The 21,693-nt window shown below is 62.5% G+C and carries 19 protein-coding genes and 1 pseudogene; 12 read left to right on the top strand and 8 right to left on the bottom strand.

Annotated features, from left to right (window positions below; translation table 11 throughout):
• Positions 1–194 precede the first annotated feature (194 nt).
• From HDE78_RS20055 to HDE78_RS20045, 4 genes are all read left to right on the top strand, one after another.
• Positions 195–815, top strand: coding sequence for an FAD-dependent monooxygenase (locus HDE78_RS20055; RefSeq protein WP_218862603.1), 621 nt, complete (start codon positions 195–197; stop codon positions 813–815).
• Between the two features lie 27 nt (positions 816–842).
• Positions 843–989, top strand: coding sequence for a hypothetical protein (locus HDE78_RS20875; RefSeq protein ID WP_218862601.1), 147 nt, complete (start codon positions 843–845; stop codon positions 987–989).
• A 239-nt stretch (positions 990–1,228) separates the two neighbouring features.
• Entirely contained in the window at positions 1,229–2,377 is a 1,149-nt protein-coding gene (locus HDE78_RS20050; RefSeq protein ID WP_179482860.1) for a GGDEF domain-containing protein, read from the top strand.
• A gap of 377 nt (positions 2,378–2,754) precedes the next feature.
• Positions 2,755–2,979: a hypothetical protein gene (locus HDE78_RS20045; protein WP_179482858.1), complete on the top strand. Its 225-nt coding sequence runs from the start codon at positions 2,755–2,757 to the stop codon at positions 2,977–2,979.
• Positions 2,980–3,093: 114 nt separating this feature from the next.
• Here HDE78_RS20045 and HDE78_RS20040 read toward each other — a convergent pair whose 3' ends face one another.
• Complete coding sequence (locus HDE78_RS20040; RefSeq protein WP_179482856.1) at positions 3,094–4,002, bottom strand: hypothetical protein; 909 nt, start codon at positions 4,000–4,002, stop codon at positions 3,094–3,096.
• A 499-nt stretch (positions 4,003–4,501) separates the two neighbouring features.
• On the bottom strand, positions 4,502–4,756 hold the full coding sequence (locus HDE78_RS20035) for a helix-turn-helix transcriptional regulator (protein ID WP_179482854.1): 255 nt from the start codon (positions 4,754–4,756) through the stop codon (positions 4,502–4,504).
• Positions 4,757–4,921: 165 nt separating this feature from the next.
• Between HDE78_RS20035 and HDE78_RS20030 the strand changes: the two genes are divergently transcribed.
• Positions 4,922–5,377, top strand: a complete 456-nt coding sequence (locus tag HDE78_RS20030) for a hypothetical protein (RefSeq protein ID WP_179482852.1) — start codon at positions 4,922–4,924, stop codon at positions 5,375–5,377.
• 119 nt (positions 5,378–5,496) lie between these two features.
• Here the strand turns inward: HDE78_RS20030 and HDE78_RS20025 are convergent, their stop codons facing one another.
• A complete protein-coding gene (locus HDE78_RS20025; protein ID WP_179482850.1) occupies positions 5,497–6,207 on the bottom strand; it encodes a hypothetical protein in 711 nt (236 codons plus the stop codon).
• 36 nt (positions 6,208–6,243) lie between these two features.
• A complete protein-coding gene (locus tag HDE78_RS20020) occupies positions 6,244–8,190 on the bottom strand; it encodes a CocE/NonD family hydrolase (protein WP_179482848.1) in 1,947 nt (648 codons plus the stop codon).
• Positions 8,191–8,498: 308 nt separating this feature from the next.
• Between HDE78_RS20020 and HDE78_RS20015 the strand changes: the two genes are divergently transcribed.
• Positions 8,499–9,218, top strand: a complete 720-nt coding sequence (locus HDE78_RS20015; RefSeq protein WP_179482846.1) for a hypothetical protein — start codon at positions 8,499–8,501, stop codon at positions 9,216–9,218.
• Positions 9,219–9,280: 62 nt separating this feature from the next.
• Here HDE78_RS20015 and HDE78_RS20010 read toward each other — a convergent pair whose 3' ends face one another.
• A complete protein-coding gene (locus HDE78_RS20010) occupies positions 9,281–10,036 on the bottom strand; it encodes a M90 family metallopeptidase (RefSeq protein WP_179482844.1) in 756 nt (251 codons plus the stop codon).
• Between the two features lie 548 nt (positions 10,037–10,584).
• Here HDE78_RS20010 and HDE78_RS20005 point away from each other — a divergent pair.
• The 4 genes from HDE78_RS20005 (at position 10,585) to HDE78_RS19990 (ending at position 15,575) form a co-directional block, all read left to right on the top strand.
• Entirely contained in the window at positions 10,585–11,094 is a 510-nt protein-coding gene (locus HDE78_RS20005; protein WP_218862599.1) for a FecR family protein, read from the top strand.
• A 7-nt stretch (positions 11,095–11,101) separates the two neighbouring features.
• Positions 11,102–11,719, top strand: a complete 618-nt coding sequence (locus tag HDE78_RS20000; protein ID WP_179482842.1) for an OmpA family protein — start codon at positions 11,102–11,104, stop codon at positions 11,717–11,719.
• 39 nt (positions 11,720–11,758) lie between these two features.
• Positions 11,759–13,738 carry a CHASE2 domain-containing protein gene (locus HDE78_RS19995; protein ID WP_179482890.1) on the top strand — a complete coding sequence of 660 codons (1,980 nt, stop codon included), beginning with the start codon at positions 11,759–11,761 and terminating at the stop codon, positions 13,736–13,738.
• 238 nt (positions 13,739–13,976) lie between these two features.
• Entirely contained in the window at positions 13,977–15,575 is a 1,599-nt protein-coding gene (locus HDE78_RS19990; RefSeq protein WP_179482840.1) for a tetratricopeptide repeat protein, read from the top strand.
• 167 nt (positions 15,576–15,742) lie between these two features.
• Here HDE78_RS19990 and HDE78_RS19985 read toward each other — a convergent pair whose 3' ends face one another.
• The 3 genes and pseudogenes from HDE78_RS19985 to HDE78_RS21165 form a co-directional block, all read right to left on the bottom strand.
• Positions 15,743–16,855 (bottom strand): hypothetical protein, encoded by a 1,113-nt coding sequence (locus HDE78_RS19985; RefSeq protein WP_179482838.1) that lies wholly within the window; start codon positions 16,853–16,855, stop codon positions 15,743–15,745.
• Between the two features lie 578 nt (positions 16,856–17,433).
• Positions 17,434–17,601 carry a hypothetical protein gene (locus HDE78_RS19980; protein ID WP_179482836.1) on the bottom strand — a complete coding sequence of 56 codons (168 nt, stop codon included), beginning with the start codon at positions 17,599–17,601 and terminating at the stop codon, positions 17,434–17,436.
• 154 nt (positions 17,602–17,755) lie between these two features.
• Positions 17,756–18,037, bottom strand: a pseudogene (locus HDE78_RS21165) (cation:proton antiporter); the annotation flags it as partial.
• 387 nt (positions 18,038–18,424) lie between these two features.
• On the opposite strand from HDE78_RS21165, the gene HDE78_RS19970 reads away from it, so the two are divergent.
• Positions 18,425–18,574: a hypothetical protein gene (locus HDE78_RS19970; protein WP_179482832.1), complete on the top strand. Its 150-nt coding sequence runs from the start codon at positions 18,425–18,427 to the stop codon at positions 18,572–18,574.
• A gap of 287 nt (positions 18,575–18,861) precedes the next feature.
• On the top strand, positions 18,862–21,576 hold the full coding sequence (locus HDE78_RS19965) for a TIM-barrel domain-containing protein (protein ID WP_179482830.1): 2,715 nt from the start codon (positions 18,862–18,864) through the stop codon (positions 21,574–21,576).
• Positions 21,577–21,693 lie beyond the last annotated feature (117 nt).

The raw sequence follows: 21,693 nt of genomic DNA, 5'->3' as shown, positions 1-21,693 counted from the left end.
CAAAATGGCGCGTCGGAAAAGGCAGACTTGGTTTGGTAAGCCCAAGTCCTTTCGGTAACGAAAGCTCTGCTCTTTGGCTTCGTGCACAAGATCCCCACGACGAACATGTGACGCCATTCAGGCGTCTATACGTTCGTCCGTGTGGTTCTCCTTCTGAAGAACGCTCCGGTCGGACATCGACAGAGGAGCAGTTCATGCACAAGCATCATCCAGATATCCATGACGTCGTCATTGCCGGCGGCGGCCCCGTCGGCCTGTTTCTCGCTTGCGAGTTGCGCCTGTTGGACCTGTCGGTCCTAGTGCTGGAGCGATCCGAAGATCCACACTCTCCCTTGAAGCGCATGCCGTTTGGAATGCGTGGCCTTTCGGCGGGCACCCTTGAAGCCCTTTACAGCCGTGGATTGCTGGACGAGGTCGTTGCAGCGCAGCGTGCGAATGACGGCGCAGACAGTACTGCAAAAACCGCACCCTGGATGGAACAGCCGCGCCGGCCAGCCGGCCATTTTGCGGGTATCCCGTTCTATCACGACGACATCGACACCTCGAAGTGGCCTTATCGCCTGACAAGCCCGGCCGGCACCAGCATGGCCGTCGCATTGGAGACGCTCGAAACAGTCCTGGCCCGCCGAGCCAGCGCCATGGGGGCCGAAATTAGGCGTGGCTTCAGCGCCGACGAGTTTCACGCATCAGGCGAAGAGGTGACCGTTCGCGCAGGTGGGGAGACTTTTCGCGGACGCTGGCTCGTCGGTTGCGATGGTGGCCGAAGTGCGGTGCGCAAGGCAGGTGCCTTCGAATTCGTCGGCACCGCTCCTTAGTTCACCGGCTATTCCGTCGAAGTCGAGATGGCCGATCCGAAAGCGCTCCCACTTGGCCGGCACTACACGTCGACCGGCATGTACACCTATGCGCGGCCCGGCACTATCGCGATGGTGGATTTTGACGGCGGCGCTTTTCACCGAACCCAGCCGATCACGCTTGAGCATGTGTAGGCGGTCCTGCGCCCCAGGGCTGGCCGGTTTGAGAGCATTTCGGGTGGCCGGTTTGAGTGTGGAATCGGTGGTGGGTTCGATCGGAATACGCAAACGGTGCTGCCCATGTGATCAGGCTCTTCCCCGGATCCCTGATCTCGGCTCCAGCATGGCATGGGCATGCTCACGGTGCTGTGCCCAGGTTTTCATCGTAAAATGACGCGGTCGCTGATAACGCGGCGTATCCCTGCACGCCGCCGATGCATGTTGATCTTCCAACGCTTTATTACCTCGTGGTGGGGACACTGCTGGCCAGTGCGGCGCTCACGCTGTGGGAGGCGCAGATCAACTCGGCGCGCCGCCGCCCGCTGAGGTTGCTGGCCATTGGCTACACCACGCTGGCGGTGGGGTGCACGATCGCGACCGTTCGGGATCATCTGTTCGGCGGCGTTGGCGCAGCGTCGGCCAACTTGGTCATCGTGGCCGGCTACCTGCTGGTGTGGAATGGGCTGGCCTGTTTTGTCGGGCGCCGTCACTTGATCGCCTCGCTGGCGCTCTGGCTGCTTATGCTGGCGTCCTGGCTGTTGGCGGGGCCGCAGGCGCAAACCGCCATGTGGATGTATGTGAGTGCGGGTCCGATCGCGCTGATCTGCGTACTGGCCATGTGCGATGCCCTGAGCATCGACCCCGACAGGGAGCTGCGCGCGCGGTACATTGTGGCCGCGGTGATGGCCGTGCACGCCCTGACGTATGCCTTGCGCTGCTCCCTGCTGCCCTGGTGGGTCTCTCGTCACGGGCCCGCTGGGCTGCTGCTGGCCGGCTGGCTGACCATGTACGAGGGCGTGCTGTTTTCGGTGGTGCTGCCGATGGCGGTGCTGCGGCTGGTGCGGGAGGAAGCGCATGGCGAGCTACTGCGCGATTCGCGCACGGACTACCTGACGCGGTTAGGCAACCGCCGCTGGTTTTTCGAGGAAAGCGAGCGGCTGATGTGCGCGAAGCATGCGCGGGGGCCACTGTCGCTGCTGGCGTTCGATCTGGATCATTTCAAGCAGATCAATGACGAGTACGGCCATGACACCGGCGACTCGGTGCTGCAGGCCTTCGCCGACACGGCGCGGACCGTTCTGGGCGAGCCGGTGGTGCTGGCGCGCATGGGTGGCGAGGAGTTTGTGGCGCTGCTGCCTGGCCGGCATGGCGAGGAGGCCCGCCAGGTCGGCGAAGCCCTGGTCAGACAGTTTGCCGAGGCCGCCGCGGCGGGCGTCTGTGGCATGCCACTGGCGGCCACCGTAAGCGTGGGCCTGGCGCAGCTCGATCAGGATGCGTCTTCCCTGGCGGGTCTGCTGGCGGCTTCCGATCGTGCGCTCTACCGTGCCAAAGCCCAGGGCGGCAATCGCCTGGAGCTGGCCTAACCGGCTGGCTGGCTATATGGCCCCGTGCACGGTCGTCGTTTCTATGCGCGGTGTGATTTACGCCGTGGCATGCGTTTCACGGTGGTCCCTATGATTCCGGCTCGTGGGCGCAGCTAAAACGTTTCGGTCTACAAGGGCTTCAATTGGGCGGACGGTCAATGGAGTTTCGATGGGGCAGGCCGGCGAGGCAGCGATACGCGGCTCGGGTGAGAGCGATGCGCCTGGAACGACTTTGACGGCTTTGCCGTCTCTGCGTTTGCCGAGTAAAAACCGCCGCTCTGAATTTTGGATCAGAATGCGCTCTCTCTAGCGACAAGCACGCTGCACCGCTTGCCGATCCTCGAGCCACTCACACACGCCACCACCCGGGAAAACCTATGGAAACGATCCACGTCGTGCAGCCGTTCGACCGGGTGAAGAACGGCTTGAAACCGGGGCAGGTGCTGCAGTTCAAGACGGCCGATGAGGCGGCACGCCGAGCCGGGCTGCTGGCCAGCAAGCATGCCGGCGTCGTCGCCTACAGCATGGACGTGGACGAGGACAGCGGCGACTACGGCACGCCGCGCGTGCTGTTCGAGTCGGGCGACGTGCCGGAGTTTTGATCGGCGAAAGATACGGGGCCAGGAGCTAACCGGGTCGGCGCCCCCTGTTTGCCTGGTTTGCGAACGCTAAAGCAGTGACGACGAGGGCGGGTTCCGACCGGCTTCGATCACTGCTCAGTGCGGCGCGGCACTTGCCGAAGCCGCCGGCGCCGATGCTTCCGCCGCGGCGCGCTTGGGCGTATCGGCCGGGCACCATGGCTTGAGGCGCTTGCCGGCGTTGAACAAGTCGATGCATTCGCGCATCTCGGCCTTGAAGGCCAGGTCGGGCGTATCGATCGGGCAGCCGTACGACAGCGGCTTGGTGTTGCGGTACTCGGCAAAGCAGGTCGACAGCGGCGGCGGCTTGGGCGGGTTCGGATCTTCGGCCAGCGAATGCGCCGGCATATTGAGGCGCTCGTCGCCATCCTTCGGCGAGGGCGGTATCGGCGGCGTGCCGCACAGCGGATTGAACCCGGGTTTCTTGGGGTCGCAGATGCTGGCAGCGATCGCCTTGATCGCATCGCCGACGTGCCGCCCGACTTTGCCGCCGGCCGTTTCGTTCGGCGGCGGAAAATATTTTTCGAAGCGGGTGGTCTTGGTGTGCATCTGGTTGTAGTCGTGCTGCATGATCTGACTGTCGTCAGTCGGCTTGGCCGGTTTGATCTTGGGGTTCGTCGTGGCGTAGTCGGTCTGCGTGGGCGCCAGCCGCACCGAGCCGTCTTTTGCAAACAGACTGGAAGCGGGCGGCGTGGCCGCGGAGGCCGCTGGCGGCGGCGCTTCGTGATCCTGCACCACCATCGCATCGCGATGCGGCTTCTCTTTCACCACCGGTCGCACGCGCGGTGGCGGTGCCTGCGGCGGCGCTATCGCGGGTTGCACGGGCGGCGGCGCGGCGGCCGGTGCGCTGGGGTGGTCGATAAAACGCACGACCAGCGCCTGCTCGGTTTCGACCGGCGCTGCCGCCAGATTCGATACTTTGGCCTGCATGGCGTACCACAGCACCAGCGCGAACAGCGCGTGCAGTACCAGTACCAGCGTCAGCACCAGCGTGGGACGTGTCAGCGATGGCTGCCGCCAGCGGCCGCGCGCCAGGGTCTCGCGCGTTTCGCTGTCCAGTGGTGCCAGACCGCGGGCACTATCGCCATGGCTTTTATGTGGGGCCTGCTCGGAACGTTCGATGACACTGCCTTATTAAGAGCCTATTACCCACACGAAACACGCGCACACCGTCAGCGCGTTTTGCGGCCAGCCACTATAGACCGATTTTTTCATTCAGGGTTCCCCTGAATCGCGGACGGCTGCCGCAACGCCGTCGCCAACGCCGAACTCGATGCGCGCACGCAACACGGCGCAACGGAAGGCGTGGCGATCAGCTGGTGAGTTATCGACAGTGAATGCCTTGCGCGCGTCGCGCGTTTGGCCCGTGTGCGTGTTGGGTATCTGCGATCGTCGATTGCGGAGGCTGGGTTTGCAGTCGCCCCTGATCGCAGGCCTGCGGAAGGCGTTTCAGGCTTCGCGAGCCGGCAAACCGGCAAACGTTTTTCTAGTTCTCTCCGAGCACCTTGAACATGCCGGGGTCGACCAGATCGCGCAGCGAGACACCAAGCGTCTCCGCCAGCAGACCCATATTGTCGATGGCGATATTGCGCGTGCCGCGTTCGACTTCGGAGACATAGGTGCGGCTCAGGCCCGCCTGCAGAGCCAGGGCCTCCTGCGACAAATCTTTCATGCGCCGGCTCTGGCGCAAATTTCTCGCAAAAACGTCGCGCGCGCTCAATGGTTTGGATGCCTTGCCCATGGGCCAAAGCATCCATGCAGTGGATGTTGATCGCTACAAGCTATAGGAGTATAAAAAGTAACTATAAGTGACTTTAAGAAGTGGCTAAACGACGAATTGTCTCCTATACAAGGAGATGCCAGTGAACTCATATCGTGCAGGCGAATGAGATAGGGACATGCATCAATGGAACTGATCGAGAACGACAACCAAGCCGCTACGCCGACGGACTCGGCGATCGAGGATGAGAGCCGCTATGGCGAAACCCTCGCCGAGCTGCTCGGCAACCTGCAGGGTCTCGCCGAGGATGCCGTGGTCGGCGCCGGCCTGGCCCGCTTCAGCGCGCAGCGGCTGATCGCGATCCGCTATGCCGCGCAACGCAGGGTGGAGACGCAGCTGCAGGGTATGGCGGCGCTTCTGCAGGTCATGCGGTTGGCGACGCGGGAGTTCGGCGACCGGCTAGCGCCGCATGTCATGTCGGATATCGCCGCGCATCTCCAATGGCAAACGCAGGAGCTGACCTGCTGGGGCGAACTGGCGAACCAGGCCGCCTACATCCGCGAGCATCCCGACTTCGCGCGATCCCTGGCTCAGCGCTACGTGCAACAGGCGCAGACTTTGGGTGAGTGGCCGAGCGCTTGAGCGGGCGCGGTTGAAAAGCAGGCGCGCGGCTTGCCGGTGGAAAGGGACGTCCGGCCGATTGGCTCGCGCGATGTCCGATTCTCGTTGAAGCGGCCTTGCCTTGGCCGAAGAGTGACGGCTTACGCGATCGCTTTGCTGAGTAACGTTTCGTAGAGTTGAAGTCGCAGTCGGATGTTGATCTGTCTCACGCTCAGCCAATAGCCGAAAATCAGCGCGAAGATCAGAAAAATTTCTATCCAGCCGGGGTGGGGCGGCCATTGCATGTCCTTGAACTGCAGATAGAGCGCGACGACGATGGGCAGGGCGCCGAGCTTTTCGATGCTGCCGGTAAGCATGGGCAGTTTCTCTTTCATTCGCTCATGCCGATAGCTGACGAATTCGCTCAGCGTTTCGCGCTCATCCAATGGGAATGCTCTTAGCCACTCGACGAGGGCCAGATGGTGGGGAAGATCGAAATCCAGTTGCTCGGCGAAATCGCGGCGTTCGTTGGCAAACCTCGGCCACTTCGTCGGTATCAGTGAAATGCCGGCTACGAGCACGCCGGCCATTTCCACAGTCAAGCTGATGTAGGCGATGACCACGGTGGTCGCGTGGTTCGGCAGCAACTTGACGCTCAGCAGGCCAATCAGTGCGCCAAACGCGGCGGCGGATAAACCCCATTTGGCTTTCTTCGGGAAAATAGTGTTATCGGACGGGGATTCCGGCAGCGCCTGGATCTGTGCATCGAGCGCGGAAAAGGTGAGGGTCGGTGATTCCATATCTTGTTGCTCCATAAGCATTAACGTTGCAGGACCCGACTCGCATGTGAGTGCGGATCGGGTCCTTTGCATTGGCTGGCAGCCTTTCGTGTGGGATAGGTCGCAGACTCAGTGCCCGCTCGCCGCGTCCGATACCACCGGCAGCAGCACCGCACTGCGTCCGTCCGCGCCGTGCTCGATCGTCACCGTCGCTTTTTGGTAGTCCGACGGTTTGGCGAACAGGATATTGGGTACGTAGGTCTGCGGGTTGCGGTCGTACAGCGGGAACAGGCTGGACTGGATCTGCACCATGATGCGGTGGCCTGGCTTGAACGCGTAGTTCACCGTGGGCAGGCGGAATTTGTATTCCTGCACCTGGTTGGCCGGGATCGGTGACGGCTCGGCGAAGCTCTTGCGATAGCGCCCGCGGAAAATGTCGAGCGAGATCGGCAGCTCGTAGCCGCCCATGGCGGGGTCGTTCGGATCGCTGCCCGGATAGACGTCGATAAGTTTGACCACGAAGTCGCCGTCGGTGCCGGTGGTGCTGGCGAACAGGTCGGCGATCGGTGCGCCCTCCAGTCGCACGGTTTTGCTCAGCACCGGCGTGGTGTAGCTGAGCACATCGGGCCGATCGACCACGAAGCGCTGGTCGTGCACCAGCCAGGTGCGCCACGCGTCTTCGTTCTTGGCCGGGATCGGCCGCGGCAGATAAGGCACGGGTTTGGCCGGGTCGGCGACGTAGCTGTCGCCGCTGCCGCTGGGCGGCTCGAAGCCCAGGCCCTTGTCGGCCTGCAGGTAGAGCGGCGTGAGCGATTGTTTGCTTGCCACTTTCCAGTCGGTGAAATCGTCCCAGTGCTGCTCGGTCGGGTTGTAGATCATCGCCTCGGGCAGCGGTTTGGCCAGCGGCGTGCCGCGCAGGTAGTGGTTGAACCAGGGGATCATCACACTGCGGCGGAATTGTGCAGTGGTGTTGCCCGGCCACTTCAGCGGGCCCATGTTCCAGCCATCGCGATTGATCTGGCTATGCCACCAGGGGCCCATCACGAGGTGGTTGTTGGCGCCGTGGCCGGCGGTTTTCAGCGCTTCCCACGCGTGCACGGCGCCGTAGATGTCTTCCTGATCCCACAGGCCTTGCAGCCACAGGGTCGGCACGTTGGAGGGATGCGCGACGAGCAGCTTGTCCAGCGCCTGGTTCTGCCAGAAGGCGTCGTAGGCCGGGTGGGCCGAGAAGCGGTTCCACCAGGGCAACTGCTTGAAGCCGTTGGCCTCGGCATAGGCGCCGGCGGAACCGGCGTCGAGGAAGTTGCTGTAGTCGTCGTAGCTGTCGCGCGGGATGGTTTGGCCTTCGCCCTGCTTGCTGGTCTGGCCGCTGAAGTAGTCGAGGTTGATCTGGCGCAGGGCGCCGTAGTGGTACCAGTCGTCGCCCATCCAACCGTCGATCATCGGGCTTTCCGGCGCGGCGGCCTTGAGCGCCGGGTGCGGGTGGAGCAGAGCCATGGCCACTGTCCAGCCGTCGTAGGACGAGCCGATCATGCCGACGTTGCCGTTCGACTCCTTGGTGTTTTTTACCAGCCAGTCGATGGTGTCCCAGGCGTCGGTGGTGTCGTCGGTGGTGGTCGGGTTGAGTGGCCCTACCGGTGGGCGCGTCATGATGTACTTGCCTTCGGAACCGTATTTGCCGCGGATGTCCTGCCACACCAGGATGGTGCTGCCGTCGGCCCAGTCCTTGTCGCCCGACCACACCGCGTCGGCCATGTGCGGGCTGTTGTTGGGTGCCATGCCGCTGGCGTCGTACGGCGTGCGTTCGAGCAGCATCGGCAGGCCGTGCGCGTTTTTCGGAATCATGATCACGGTGTGCAGCTTCACGCCATCGCGCATCGGAATCATCACGTCGCGCTTGACGTAGTCGAAGCCCCCCTGCGGCTGCTTCCAATCGGCGGGAATATCCGACGCGGTCTGGATCATGTCGGGCGTGATCTTCGATGCATCGGCGTTCTGTGCGCGAAGTGCGGGCGAGACAACACAGACGAGGCCGGCGAGCGAGACGAGTGCCGAGGCCAGGGCGGTTTTTTTCATGCGAGGGATCCTGTGAGGGGGCTTCAGAAAACTGGCGTGCGCGCGCGCTTTGTCAAAGCGCAGCGTGCTTTTGCGGTCAGCCGATCTTGGCCGTGCCTGCCTGAGGCATAGTAGAACTTCGATGGCCGCGTGCAAAAATCGTGCAGCTCTGTGCTGACTGCCTCACCCGCCCCGAGGGGCGGAATTTGGCTCTCGCGTAAAGGTCACTGGCTGGCTGGCTTCGGTTCTGTCATAACGCTTCCATGCGTCCCGAGGGACGGCAGCTGAGTTCCGGTCCCCTACATTCCCAACTCATGTAAGGACATGCCATGGCTAGCTTGGTTGCTCGTTCGGGGGCGAGGCGTGCGGATGATATTTTTTTCACCGCCATGTCTTTGCTGATGCTGGTGATCGTGCTGGTCGGCTTTGCGCCGAGCTACTTTTTGCAGGGCGCGGTGTTTGCGCATTTGCCGAGCCTGCTGGTGCATCTGCATGGTGCGGTGTTTTCGACGTGGATCGTCCTTTTCGTCATTCAGTCGAGTCTGATCTCGACAGGCCATGTCCGGCTTCATCGACGGCTCGGCGTGCTCGGCGCCGTGATTGCCGGACTGATGGTGGTGCTCGGTGTGCTGGCGCCCTTCGGTACGTTGCGGCGAGCGGCCGTGCTGCCGCCATTCTTTACGCCGGCGTCGTTTCTGATCGACAACGTCATCGGCATTCTCATCTTCGGCGCTTTCGTGGCGGTGGCGATCCGGAAGCGCCACAACGCCAAAGTGCACAAGCGGATCATGCTGATTGCCAACGTGATGCTGATGCCGCCGGCGCTGGGGCGCATCCCGTTTATGGAAAGCCATCCCGCGCTTATCGGTGTGATTCCGCTCGGCATGATTGTGGCGCTGTTGGTGTTCGACGTGTTCACCTGGCGACGCCCGCTCGCCGTTACCGTGATCGCAGGCCTGATCTTCGTCGTCGCCAACCCGATCATGGCGGCGGTCGTGCATACCCCGTTGGCGGAGCGGATCACCGTTTGGGCGCAGCAGCATCCGTGAGCGATGTCGCTGCCCGGAATCTCCTGTGGTGCGTTGTCGCTTTTTCTCGGGACGCCGAGCGTTCAGAGCGGGTGCTGCTTGTAAAACAGCTCAAGCTGCCGATAGACGTCCGGCAGATGCTCGTGCAGGGTTGCCGGTGCTTCGAAAAACTGTTCGCTGGCGACGGCGAAAAACTCGGCAGGGCTTTCCAGCGCATACGGATCGATCGGCAGATGAATGCCGTTGTGATGCTCATTTTTCAGATGATTCCAGGCGCTCAAGAAGACGCGCGACCACACGTGATGATCCATGCCTTTATGCAACGGCGGAAAGCCGTTGGCGTCGCCGTTGAGCATGTCGAGCTTGTGCACCATTTCGTGGATGACGACGTTGTGTCCGGGTCTGTTTCCGCCGTGCAGCACTTCGGACCACGACAGGATCACCGGGCCGCGGCCCCACGCTTCGCCGGCCAACAGGGCGTCGCTCTGATGAACCACGCCGGCGGCATCGATTTTCGGCCGGCGGGGCATGAAGGCGTCCGGATAGACGATGATGCTGCTCCAGCCGTCGTACCAGTCCATGCCCAGTTTCAAAATGGGAACGCAGGCGTTCGCCGCGAGCAATACAAGATCGGCGTCGTCCAGCGGCAGATCTTTTACCGGCTCTACCGACTTGCGCACCAGAAACAGCGTGGCCAGCACGCGCAGCGCCGCCTGATCGGACGCGCCCAGCCGACGTGCCGGTGCACAGCGCTGCAGCGCCTGCTGCCAGAGCGGCTCGTCGATGGGATGTCGAGCGACGATGCGTCGGATGCGCCAGTTTCTGAATTTGTTGAACATGGACGCATGCTGGACTGAGTCTTGGACTTCACAGGATTAGGGCCGACGCGCGCTTTCTCAAGCAAGACCGCGCGATTCATTCGGTTGCGACCGCTGCGATACCGGCCCGCTCGGGGATTCCGTCGGCGTGTCTGTCGACGGCAGGACGTCGGTTCGGGCAGGTTCTTACAGATTGGCACCGGTCATGCATTAATCATCCCGGGAAGAGGCCCCTCGCTTTTGCCGGCGCCGGTCACGATGTCCGACGAGGCGACAGAAGGAAGGCTGCGCCGTTTATTTCAGAACTCGTGATGCGTTCGCTACGCCCGGGAAGTGCGGTGATGAAATCGCCGTGACGACGCGCAGCGGCAGTGAATGACGCTGGTGGGGAAGGTGGAGTGTGAAGGGAGCGGCGGCGGGGGATGGGGGAGCTCACACGGTTTGAAAACCGGTTGGCATGATGCGGCGGAAAGCTTTGAGACATCCGCGCCGAGAAGCGCACCGTCTTGGCGTCGTCCATCGACGTAACGGACTACCGGCCATCGTGGCCGGTCCGAATGGAGGATTGAATGAAACGCTATCTGTGCCTGCTGGGAGTTGCATGGCTCGTCTGCCTGGCGATGCCGGTTCACGCTACCGGTCATGCGAAAAAGAAGCCCGTGACCACGTCGGTTGCTGCCGATCCGGTGATAGCAGACGAAATTGCCGATCATGCCGCCCTGGTCAAAAGCGTGATCGGCGTAGTCAAGGTGACCCGCGGGCAACAGACGTTCGATGCCTCCAGCGGCAGCACGCTGCAGGTTTCCGACCGCCTCGTCTCGGCGCCCGGCGCATCGGCCGCCATCGTCTTCCGCGACGGTACGCTGCTGACGCTGGGAGCGGGCGCCGACATTCTGGTGCGTAACTACGTGTTTGCGCCGAAGGACAACAAGTTCGCTTTCTCGCTGTACCTCAGCAAGGGCTCGGCGATCTACGAGTCCGGCAAGATCGGCAAGCTGTCGCCGCAGTCGGTATCGGTCGAGACGCCCAAGGCCACCGTCGGCGTCCGCGGTACCCGCTTTCTGATCGAAGTGAACTGAGCCGCCCATGGATATTCAACGTATGACTGTGCGGCTTTTTGCGCTTGTGCTGCTGTCCGCCGCCGGCGTGCTGTCCGGCTGTGCCGCCTCCAGCGCGACCAAGGTCACTCTGCTGCCGGACCAGAGCGGTCACGTCGGTGCGGTGACGGTGTCCGATGCGCAGGGCGAGCAACGTATCGACCGGGCCTTCGACACGGTGGCGGTGGAGCCGTCGACGGCGCCCGGCGCGCCGCGGGCCAGCGATCGCCAGGCGTTCGAAAAGGACCATCGCGCGCTGCTCGATGCGCAGCCGACCCCGCCGCGTAGTTTTACGCTGAATTTTCTGTTCGACAGCATGGCGCTGACGCCGGAATCGAAGCAGCAGCTGCCTGAGGTTTTGCAGTCCGTGCGCGATCGCAGCCCGACCGAAGTCACTGTTTACGGTTACGCCGATTCATCGGGTACTGCCGCGTACAACATGGCGCTGTCGGCGCAGCGTGCGCAGGCCGTGGCTCGCCTGTTGAAGCAGATCGATCCCAAGCTGCCGATGGACGTACGCTACTTCGGCGACAAGGCGCCGCTGGTGCCGACCGGGCCCGGCGCTCGCGAACCGCGAAACCGGCGGGCCGAAATCGTCGTGCTGTAACGCGGGCCAGTCATGAAGCCGATTACCTCAGATGTGCGGATGTCTCGACGCTCGGTCATTCTCGTGCTGCTGGGGGCGCTGTCGATCGCGCTGGTCGTCGGACTCGCCGGGCTGTTCAACGCGCCACCGGTCACCGGCCTGGACCGGTCTGTGCTGGACAGCCTGCTGGTGCATACCGCCTCGGGTGCTCCCGCGGCAGGCACCGTGGTGGTGGATATCGACGAAGTCAGCCTGTCGGCGCTGGGGCAGTGGCCATGGCCGCGCTATCGCGTGGCGCAGCTGATCGAGCGCATCGCCGCCGGGCATCCGTCGGCCATTGCGATGGACATCGTGTTCTCCGAAGCCGATCGCACCTCGCTGGCCGACATCCGGCAAACCTTCAAGCGCGACTTCGGCATCGATGTGTCGTTCAACGGCGTGCCCGCCGGTTTGCTCGACAACGACGGCTATCTCGGCCAGGTGATGGCGGGTGACGATGTCGTCGGCGCGCGCTATTTCTATTTCGACCACGCGAGCCGTTCCGATGGCCCGTTACGCCCTGGGGTCGGCTTTGTCGGTCGCCTGAACCTGCTGTCGCTCGATCGAGCGACTGGGGTATTGCAAAGCATCGATGCGGTCGCCTCGCAGACGCGCATCAGTGGCTTCGTCAACAGTCGTTTCGATGACGACGGCGTGTTGCGACGGCTGCCCTTGCTGATCGAATACAACGGCATCGTCCATCCCAGCCTGGCGCTGGCAGCGACCATGCGTTCGCTCGGCGTGGCTTCGGGCCGCGTGGAATCGGGTGCCGACGGGTTGTCGATCCGGATCGGCTCGCACCGCATTCCCGTGGACCGGCGCGGCGACGCGCTGCTGCGCTTCAACGGTTCGTCGCAACGCTATGCCAGTCTCTCTGCGGTGGATGTGCTGGGCGGTCGCGTTCATCCCGCGGCGCTGCGCGGCAAGATCGTCTTCATCGGCTCGTCGGCTGTCGGTCTGCACGATATGCATCCCACGGCAGTGGATCGGGATTTTTCCGGATTGAAAATTCAGTCGGTGATGGCGCAGAACATCCTGGACGATCAATCGGTACGTCTGCCGGTGTGGGGCGGCAAGGCTGCCCTGGTTCTCGGTCTGCTGCTGGCCCTCGTGTTTGCCGCGCTATTCGTTGCCGGCTGCGGTCTGTCGCTGCTGGCGTCGCTCTTCGTGTTATCCATCGCCGCATTGCTTGCGACGGTTGTGGCGGTGTTTGTTCGCGCCGGTCTGTTCCTGCCGATAGGCGGGCCGCTGCTGGTTCTCGGTGTGCTGCTGGTGCTGTCCTTCGTGGTTCGCTTCGCCGTCGATCAGCGCCGCGCGCAGCGTTGGCGACGACAGCTGGACAACGCCCGTCAGGTCGCCATCGAGTCGATGGCCGCCGTGGCCGAAACCCGCGACCCGGAGACCGGTGCGCATATCAAACGCACGCAACACTACGTGCGCGCGATTGCCGAACGGTTGTGGCGCACCGGCCAGCACCCGCAGACGCTGAACAAGGAATACATGCACCTTCTGTTTCTCTCGGCGCCGCTGCATGACATCGGCAAGGTCGGCGTGCCGGATCACATCTTGCTCAAGCCGGGCCCGTTGACGCCCGATGAGATGAAAATCATGCGCCAGCATGCGGAGTTCGGCCGCAAGATCATCTACAGCATGGCGGAACACATCGAAGGCGATAACTTTCTTTTGATCGCCGGCGAAATCGCCGCCACGCATCACGAAAAATGGGATGGCACCGGCTATCCGGATGGATTGCGGGGTCAGGACATTCCACTGTCCGGCCGCATCATGGCGGTCGCCGACATTTACGATGCGTTGATCAGCCGACGCTGCTACAAGGATCCTTTCCCGCACGAGCGCGCCAAGGCGTTGATGCGCGAACTGGACGAGACGACCTTCGATCCGGCCGTGCTCGATGCTTTCTTCGCGATCGAAACGGAAATTCTGCAAATCGCCGCCCGCTTCCGCGATGAGGAAGAAAATCCCCCGGCGTGGGTCGACTAGGTATTGCCTTGGTCTGCGGGCGTTGAAAAGAGCGGTGGTAAAAAGCTATCGGAATAAACTGCAGCCCGACGAGCTGGTCGACCTTATCAAGCATAAAACGTAGAGGCCGGATCAGACACTTGCGCCTTGCGCTGCTGCACCAGAACAGCCGTTGACGGTGGTGGAACGAGGTTGCGAAAGTCGCCGATAATAACGGTAGCAGCCATGGGGCGAAGCGTGTTCAAGGACAGGGGGCGTGATGGATTATTCGAATCGCAAGGGCATGGGCCGGCCCGATCATGTAAAGCGTGCCCATCCTTCCAGGCAAAGCCTGCTCGCGCTTTTGCTTTTGGTATTGGCCGCCATTCTCATCGGGCGTTTCTGGATCGAACGGGCCAACCGCAACGAAGCCACGCAGGCCGCGGTCGATTATCGGGCGTTTATGGCCGCCGTCCGCGAGGCAGACGACATCCCCGACGCGCTGCAACGATGCCTGCGTTTTCCCGATCTGCCGGGCACGCACTGGAATGGTGAAACCACCGCGACCTATTGCCAGTTGCGCAACCGCCATACTTTGCAACTGTCTGACATCGACGCGTTGCTGCAAAAAAATCAGGCCGATCGGGTCGATCGGTCGTTTCAGGGCTATCTCGATGCCGCGTTGCACGATCCCAAGCAGCCTGGAACGCTCGACGCCGCTTTTTATGCCGCAGGCTTCGACAAGGCCAAGGATGGAACGCGAAAAATCATCGATGCGTGGAAGCAGCAGGCGCCCAACAGCGCCTTCGCATTGGCGGCCAGCGGCATGCAATACCTCGATGCCGCTCAGCAGGCGCGCGGCGACGATTGGGCACGTAACCTTCGTGACGATCAGGTCATCGGTATGCGTCAGCAGCTGGATTCGGCACAGCGCGATCTGGATCGCGCCGTGGCGCTTTTGCCGACGCTGACGACAGCTTATCAGTCGATGATCTACGCCGGTGCCCTTGAAGGCGACGACGAGTATATGAATCGCGCGGCGAGAAGCGGCCTGGCTGTCGATCCGTCGAACTTTGCCATTCGCACGCAGATGATGAATCAGGCACAGCCCAAGTGGGGCCGTGCCTTTGGCGGCGAACGTGAGCAGAAACAAGAAGTCGAACAGCTGGTTCAACGCAACCCGCTGCTTCGCATGGTCGCCGGCATGCCGCGTGTCAACCGACTGACCTCCAGCGATGCTCCGACTATGTGGAACGAGACGGAGCAAATCATTTCTGCTGCCGATAAAAATCTCACCTATCTCGATCTGATAGATCTTGCCGGCAAGATTTACGATGAAGCGCCGACGCAGGCGATCGAACTGTATTCCGAGGCGTTGCGCTTTCAACCGAGGGATGCCGATGCGCTGCAGTGGCGCGCCCAGGAAATGATGAAACTGGGCGATGCCAAGAGCGCCATCGAGAGTGTCGCTCAAGCGGCGCGGCGCTTTCCCGGCGACAGTGCAATTGGCACGAAGCTCGGCCATATCTATGCGTCGACCGGCCATGTCCAAGAGGCGGAGGCCGCGTTTCTTGCCGTCATCCAGCGCGATCCGGATGCCGAACGGGCGATGGCCGAGCTGGGCGATTTGTACAACCATGCGGGACACCAGCCCGAAAAAGCCGAAGCACTGGCCGATACCTTGGTCAGCCGTTATCCGGATATTCCGGATGGCTATATCGTGCGCGCCTGCAATCAAATGGATCACAACTTGGACGGGCGTTACGAAACGATCCATTACTTTATCGATCACTTCGGCGATCGATCGGAGTTCAGGTCGCAAGTGGCGGAGATGCGGGCTTACCTGGCCAGCCATCCCGAGAAAGCGCTCGAAAGGTAACGTATACCAACAGCGACGAGGCGTTCGTCGCGTACAGGGGCCACTGCGCTATCCGATAGTTTTGGCCATCCATTTGCTCGGTCACGAACCCGCTGAAAATAAAAAAAAGCACCGACGGAATCATCCGTCGGTGCTTTTTTTTCATCGGCTTACGTTGAACGTATCGCTCAGTTCGACTCGGTGAACTGGATATACGGCGACGAGCCGCCGACAGCGCTGCAGCTGCCAAGGTTCAGGTTGTTGCTTTCGCCGGTGGAGCCGGCGTTGGCGGCGCAGGTCGGCGTGGCGGTGCTGCCATCGGCGACGGCGAGCTTCACCGTGATCGACGAACCGGAGTTGAATTCCGCTTCCGATCCGCCGGCGTTGCCGACGACGTTGAACTCGGTCTGGTCCCACACGGTGGCCAGATTCAGCACGCTGTCCTTGGCGGTGAGCGAATAGGCGGTGGTGCCATTGGTAAACACCACGGTGTCGTTGCCGCCGCTGGTGGCCGTGCCCGAAAGCTTGAGGTTGGCCAGCTGGGTGGCAGGCACATCGGGTGCGGTCACGGCGGCGCTGTTCTTGTAGCAGTCACCGGAGCCGTCGCTGCCGAAGCCGCTGGGGCAGCTGCTGCCGCCGTAGCCGAGCAGCCAGTACTGGATGAACACCGCGGCCTTGCCCTTGGTGCTGTAGTCCGGCGAATAGATGAACTGCTGCCAGACCGTGCAGCCCGAATGGCTTTTACACGCGGACGTCGTCTTGTTGTAGTTGGAGTTCGCCTGCAGCGTGTACTCGTTCGCGCCCAGGATGCCGCCGCCGCCGAAGGCCGCGACGCCCACGCCCTTTTCGGAGGTGACGCCGGTCACCGAGGGAAAGGTGCCGGTGGCGCTGCTGATCAGGCTGGCCGTTTCGATGGCGTAGTCGTCGCCGTTACCCGTGGTCTGCGTGCCGCCGGCAACGCTACCTGCGCTCGCGCTCTGTACGGCAAACCGGGTGAGAGCGTCCGGGCGTCGCGGCAGCGGGTGCGAAAACGACTGAACCTGCGAGCAGGACACCTGCTTCCAGAGAATGCTGGGGAAGGTCGCCTGAAAGCAGCCTTCGGCCGGGGTCGACATGCGGGTGATGTCTTCATGCCAGCTTTGAATGGCCTGCGCCTGCACCATCGAGGGAGCCTGTGCCTGATCGGCAATGGCGGTCGTGGGTGCCGCAAAGGCGGCGGGAACAGAGGCTGCGCAGACAAGACTTGCTGCAACGGCGATCTTGATAAGTCGACGTGCGGCGAAATGGCTCTTTGATTCCATGCTTTTCTCCCAATAGAAGCTAGTTGTTGTAGCCGTTGGGCCCGGACGATCCGGGCTCCTCCGTTACTCCCTAAACAAACACACCGCTTTATCTCCACCTCCCTGTGTACCGTCATGACGACGGTCCCTACGATCTTGCTGATCTCATCGGCAGCAAATTGTTGCGATCGAATATCAAGATGATGCGAATCGCCGAAGCGCAGCAAACCATGCGTTCAAAAATTGCGCGGACAACCGAATTCCCGACAAGCCGCAAAAATGATCGCCGTGGATTTTGTCCCATCGAGGGTACTCATTAATTTCGGTGTCCATAACTGGAAAATTTCGTATGGGCGAGTGCGTATGCTCGATTTGTCGATTGCGTCGAGGAATGGACTGCCGCACGCATCGCGTCACCCGATATAAAGTCCTGAATCGTCTCGCCGGCATCGGCGCTACTGGCTTTACCGGCGCATGGCTACCGAAGTGGCGAGCCCTTCTCGCGGCCGGATGAAGAACGTGTTGTCGCCTGCAGCGCCATGCAGTGCACGCTCTCGGGCGTCTTCAGTCTTTGTGCCCATCGAGGCCGATATCGTTTCTCACGACTCCACGCGATGGCGCGCTTCGGCGAGATCGATCTCGCGCACCAGGCGGCGGGAGGTTTCGTCGGAGATAAGCGCATGCCGCGCCAGGTTGAAAATCTCGTTTCGCTCGGCCTGCAGTGCGGCGAGGCGCAGGGCGATTTCAATCTCGTCGGCCTTGCGCAACTGCTTGGCCTCGGTTTCGCTCGATGCATCGCGATCCAGTCGATGCTGATAAAGCGCAATCACGCGTGCGGCGGCATGGGAATACATTTCGGCGTCGGCCGCGACGCTTTTCTCCATCAGCTGGTGCTGCGACTTTTCGATGGCCGCAATCGCCAAATACCACCAGCCCCAGCGCAAGCTGCAGGATCACTGTCTTGTCGCGCAGCAGTCCGTCCTTTGGAATACGCCAGCCATCGAGAAACAGCAGCGGCGGAAGAAACAGCAGAAAGAAAATCTGCGGATCCAGCACTACGCCGTGATCGAGCACGCCGGCAATCCCCGCGCCCATCGCGATCTGCACCAGCGGCAGCGGTATCGGCAGCGGCAGGATACGCACCACATAGCTGCTGGCCACTACGGCCAACAGCATCGCCAGCACCAGTTCTATCGAATCCATCGTTTTCCTCGGCCGATCAAGTCGCGGTTACCCAGGTCATCGTCGCAGACCAATCACCGCGCATACTTCAAACCTCGGGCCAACGCACTGTGGCAGAGCCGGAGTGTTCTGTGCGTGCCTGCTCCAGCGTCGAGCAAGCGTTGCGCGACGGTGGCGGCGCGCCGATCGCTGTAAACGAAGGCCGCATTCGCCCGTATTTCATACGCCTGTGCCCGAGCCATCGCGCGCGCCGCTGCCGGCACCTTTTGCCGAATGTGGCAGCAACCATAGCCAACGCATATGGCAACCATGAGAACAAACGATTGGCCTCAATGGCGCCGATTGCGGATGATGCAGCGCAACAGACGCCGCGGTCGACGTCTGTGCCTTTTCTCAGGAGTTGCCCTCATGTTCCATTCGCAAACTGCCAGCGCCAGCCGTCTCCCTCATCTCGCCACCGTTGTCGCGTTGGTGCTTACGCTCGCCGTGGGCGTGATGCAGTCCGGTACGCGCACCGATACCGTCACTGCAAGCACTGCCAGCGTAACGACCCGCTGACGTCTGCGCGGCGCATGCCGCGCATAGGGCCGTGCGTCGAAGCTCGAATTCGGCGCGTTCTGCGTTCGTGCGGTCAGTGGCGCCAATGATCGAGGCCTGCGCCATGAGGAGCGCCTGATTTCGATCGACCCGGTTTCGATGAGGTTCGCTGTAAGGTAGGCGGACTGCGTCGTACGGGAGCATCGATCCGCATGGTTTTGTCGAAGCGCTTTATGCATCACACCTGTTGCTGGCTGCTCGCAGCAGGGCTGTCGGTATGTCTGCCGCCTTGCGCTGCGGCAGAGTCCATGGCGCGTGCATCCGCCGGCGCAGGCGAAGCGCGGTTCGAATTTCTCACGCCGTCGCTGGTCCGCATGGAGTATTCGCCGACCGGCCAATTCGTCGATGCGCCCACGGCGGTGGTGCAGAAGCGGGACTGGCCCGCTGTGCATGTGACAACGACGCAGGCCGGCGGCTGGCTTGTCGAGCAGACGTCGGCGATGACGTTGCGATATCGCTTGCATTCCGGGCCCTTCACGGCCAGCAACCTGGTCGTTCGCTGGAGCGCGCCCGCTGGCGGTGCGGGGCACGAATGGCACCCGGGCGATGTGGACGCGCGCAATCTCGGCGGGCTGACGTATTCGCTGGACAACATCAGCGCGCCCAACCTGCCGAAGGACGGCAAGGATCTGCAGAGCCCGGTCAACGACATCATCCCCGGCATCGAGGTGCTGCTGCCGCCTGCCCAGCCGGGCCTGCTCAGCCGCAGCGGCTACGCGGTTATCGACGACAGCACCACGCCGGTGTGGAACGCGCAAAAGGCCTGGATCGAGCCGCGTCCGCAGACCGGCGGGCAGGACTGGTACCTGTTCACCTACGGCACCGACTATCGGAGCGTGCTGCAAACCTACGCCGAGCTGTGCGGCCCGGTGCCGATGATTCCGCGCTATACGCTCGGGCCGTGGATTACCGATTTCAATTTCGAATACTTTCCCGATTCCGCCGACGCCAGGCAGCCGGCGTTTCAACGCTACAACGCGCAGCACCTGAAAGACGAGGTGACGCGTTTGCGCGATGAGGGCATCCCGTTCGATGGGCTTGTGCTGGATTTTGCCTGGCACAACTACGGCTGGGACGGCGGCTTCGACTGGAGCCCGCTGGTGCCGCACCCGAAGCAGCTGCTCGATTGGCTGCACGGGCAGGGCATCAAGGTCAGCCTCAACGATCATCCCGGCTACGCCAATACCGAGGAGAGCGTGGTTTCGTACGACGACAGTCATGCACCGGCCGCGCTCGCCGCTCTTGGCCAGCCGCTGCCGTCGAAGCCAGCGTTCGACCGGTCGTTATCGAACGCATGGCAGTTCGCCGCCGACCCGAACGACCGGGGGCTGTCGCAGACGTGGTTTGCGCTAGACGCCAACGTGCGCTGGTCGCCGATCGAGACGGGCATGTCGTGGGAGCAGCAGGGCCGCGGCAAGGGCATCGGCATTGCCTGGTATCGCACCTCCGTGAGTCTGCCCGCGCAGCTGCCCGCGTCGCTGTATCTCGTGTTCGGTGAAGTGGCGTCGTCGTATCGGCTGTTCGTCAACGGGCACGAGGCGACGCATAGCCAGATTCAGTGGCCGCAGCGGGTCACCTATGCCGACGTCGCCCAGTTCATGCGCGCAGGCGAGCGCAATACCATCGTGCTGCGCGTCGTCGCCGGCAAGCGCGGCAGCGGCCTCCTGGGCAGCCGTATCGTGCTGCGCGACGTCAAGCCGCCGCCGCGGATCTTTTTCGACCTCTCCGATCGGCGGCAAGCCGACAGCTCCATGCAGACCCTGCACAAGCCGCTGCTGGATCAGGGCGTGGCGTTCTGGTGGATCGACGGCGGCAGCGGCGCGGTCGACATGCCCGGCCTGGACAAGCAGCTGTGGACCAACAAGGTGTTCTTCGACGCGACCGAGCAGGCGACCGGCAAACGCGGCTTCATCCTCGGCCGCTACGGCGGCTGGGGCAGCGAGCGCTACCCGGCCTATTTCACTGGCGACACGTATTCGCAGTGGCCGGTGCTGGCGTACGAGGTCGCGTACAGCACGCGCGCCGGCAACGTGCTGGTGCCTTACGTCAGCCACGACATCGGTGGCTTCCACGGCGCCAAGATCGACTTCGACCTCTACGCGCGCTGGATCGAATTCGGCGCGTTCAGCCCGATTCTGCGCATGCACAGCGCGCACGCCAATCCGCTGGAGGGCAATGTGCGCATGCCTTGGCTTTACGGCGCGCAGGGCGTGGCGCTGATGAAAAAATACTTCACCCTGCACACGCAGCTGATTCCCTACGTCTACAGCTATGCTTGGCAGGCGCACACGGCGTCGCTGCCGATCATGCGGCCGCTCTATCTTGCTTATCCGCAGCTCGACGAGGCGTACCAGCATCCGCACGAATACTTTTTCGGCGAGCAGATGCTGGTGGCGCCGGTGCTCGATCCAAGCGGCGATGTCAGCGTGTATCTGCCGCCGGGCGACTGGTTCGATTTTTTCACCGGCAGGCACTATGCGGGCGGCATGACCTTCAGCGCTCACTACGCGACCGATGCCACGCCGGTGTTCGTGCGCGATGGCGCGATCGTTCCACAGCAGCCGGTCAGCGCGTACTCCGATGCGCGGCCGCTGGATACGCTGATGCTCGATCTCTACGGCCGCGGCAAGGGCCACTTCGATCTTTACGAGGACGACGGCACGTCGCTGGCTTATCTGCATAATGCCTATACGCTGACCGCGATCGATTACGACAACGCGAGCGGATCGCAGCAGTTGACCATCGCGCCGGCCAGTGGCGCGTTCGCGGGCCAGGTGCAGCGCCGGTCGTACGAGCTTCGCCTCCACGCGGCGGGCAAGCCACAGAGCGTCACCGTGGACGGCCAGCCTGTCGAGCACTGGTCATGGGATGCCGCGTCGACCATCGCCACGTTGAACCTGCCCGAGCGCAGCGTGCATGTGCCGGTACATGTGGCGTGGACATATTCGACGCCTGCGCCTTGAAGGACGCGCGCAGCGAGTCGGCGGCTTGCGGTCCTCGTTCTTTTCGCGGTGAATCGAATCCGCTTTTGCTTTACGACGAAACGGGACCAGCGCCATGTGGCCCCGTTCGGTCTTTTT

The organism is Rhodanobacter sp. K2T2, assembly GCF_013408815.1.
Classification (GTDB): domain Bacteria; phylum Pseudomonadota; class Gammaproteobacteria; order Xanthomonadales; family Rhodanobacteraceae; genus Rhodanobacter.
This window is presented reverse-complemented; position numbering and strand designations above follow the sequence as displayed.

Excerpts from the sequence above, each read along its gene's own strand:
- HDE78_RS19985 (WP_179482838.1), bottom strand. The coding sequence starts at position 16,855 with ATGGAATCAAAGAGCCATTTCGCCGCACGTCGACTTATCAAGATCGCC.
- HDE78_RS20015 (WP_179482846.1), top strand. The coding sequence starts at position 8,499 with ATGGCTAGCTTGGTTGCTCGTTCGGGGGCGAGGCGTGCGGATGATATT.
- HDE78_RS20030 (WP_179482852.1), top strand. The coding sequence starts at position 4,922 with ATGGAACTGATCGAGAACGACAACCAAGCCGCTACGCCGACGGACTCG.
- HDE78_RS20050 (WP_179482860.1), top strand. The coding sequence starts at position 1,229 with ATGCATGTTGATCTTCCAACGCTTTATTACCTCGTGGTGGGGACACTG.
- HDE78_RS20875 (WP_218862601.1), top strand. The coding sequence starts at position 843 with ATGGCCGATCCGAAAGCGCTCCCACTTGGCCGGCACTACACGTCGACC.
- HDE78_RS20035 (WP_179482854.1), bottom strand. The coding sequence starts at position 4,756 with ATGGGCAAGGCATCCAAACCATTGAGCGCGCGCGACGTTTTTGCGAGA.
- HDE78_RS20010 (WP_179482844.1), bottom strand. The coding sequence starts at position 10,036 with ATGTTCAACAAATTCAGAAACTGGCGCATCCGACGCATCGTCGCTCGA.
- HDE78_RS20020 (WP_179482848.1), bottom strand. The coding sequence starts at position 8,190 with ATGAAAAAAACCGCCCTGGCCTCGGCACTCGTCTCGCTCGCCGGCCTC.
- HDE78_RS19970 (WP_179482832.1), top strand. The coding sequence starts at position 18,425 with ATGTTCCATTCGCAAACTGCCAGCGCCAGCCGTCTCCCTCATCTCGCC.
- HDE78_RS20000 (WP_179482842.1), top strand. The coding sequence starts at position 11,102 with ATGGATATTCAACGTATGACTGTGCGGCTTTTTGCGCTTGTGCTGCTG.
- HDE78_RS20025 (WP_179482850.1), bottom strand. The coding sequence starts at position 6,207 with ATGCAAAGGACCCGATCCGCACTCACATGCGAGTCGGGTCCTGCAACG.
- HDE78_RS20045 (WP_179482858.1), top strand. The coding sequence starts at position 2,755 with ATGGAAACGATCCACGTCGTGCAGCCGTTCGACCGGGTGAAGAACGGC.
- HDE78_RS20005 (WP_218862599.1), top strand. The coding sequence starts at position 10,585 with ATGAAACGCTATCTGTGCCTGCTGGGAGTTGCATGGCTCGTCTGCCTG.
- HDE78_RS19965 (WP_179482830.1), top strand. The coding sequence starts at position 18,862 with ATGGCGCGTGCATCCGCCGGCGCAGGCGAAGCGCGGTTCGAATTTCTC.
- HDE78_RS19990 (WP_179482840.1), top strand. The coding sequence starts at position 13,977 with ATGGATTATTCGAATCGCAAGGGCATGGGCCGGCCCGATCATGTAAAG.
- HDE78_RS20055 (WP_218862603.1), top strand. The coding sequence starts at position 195 with ATGCACAAGCATCATCCAGATATCCATGACGTCGTCATTGCCGGCGGC.
- HDE78_RS19995 (WP_179482890.1), top strand. The coding sequence starts at position 11,759 with ATGTCTCGACGCTCGGTCATTCTCGTGCTGCTGGGGGCGCTGTCGATC.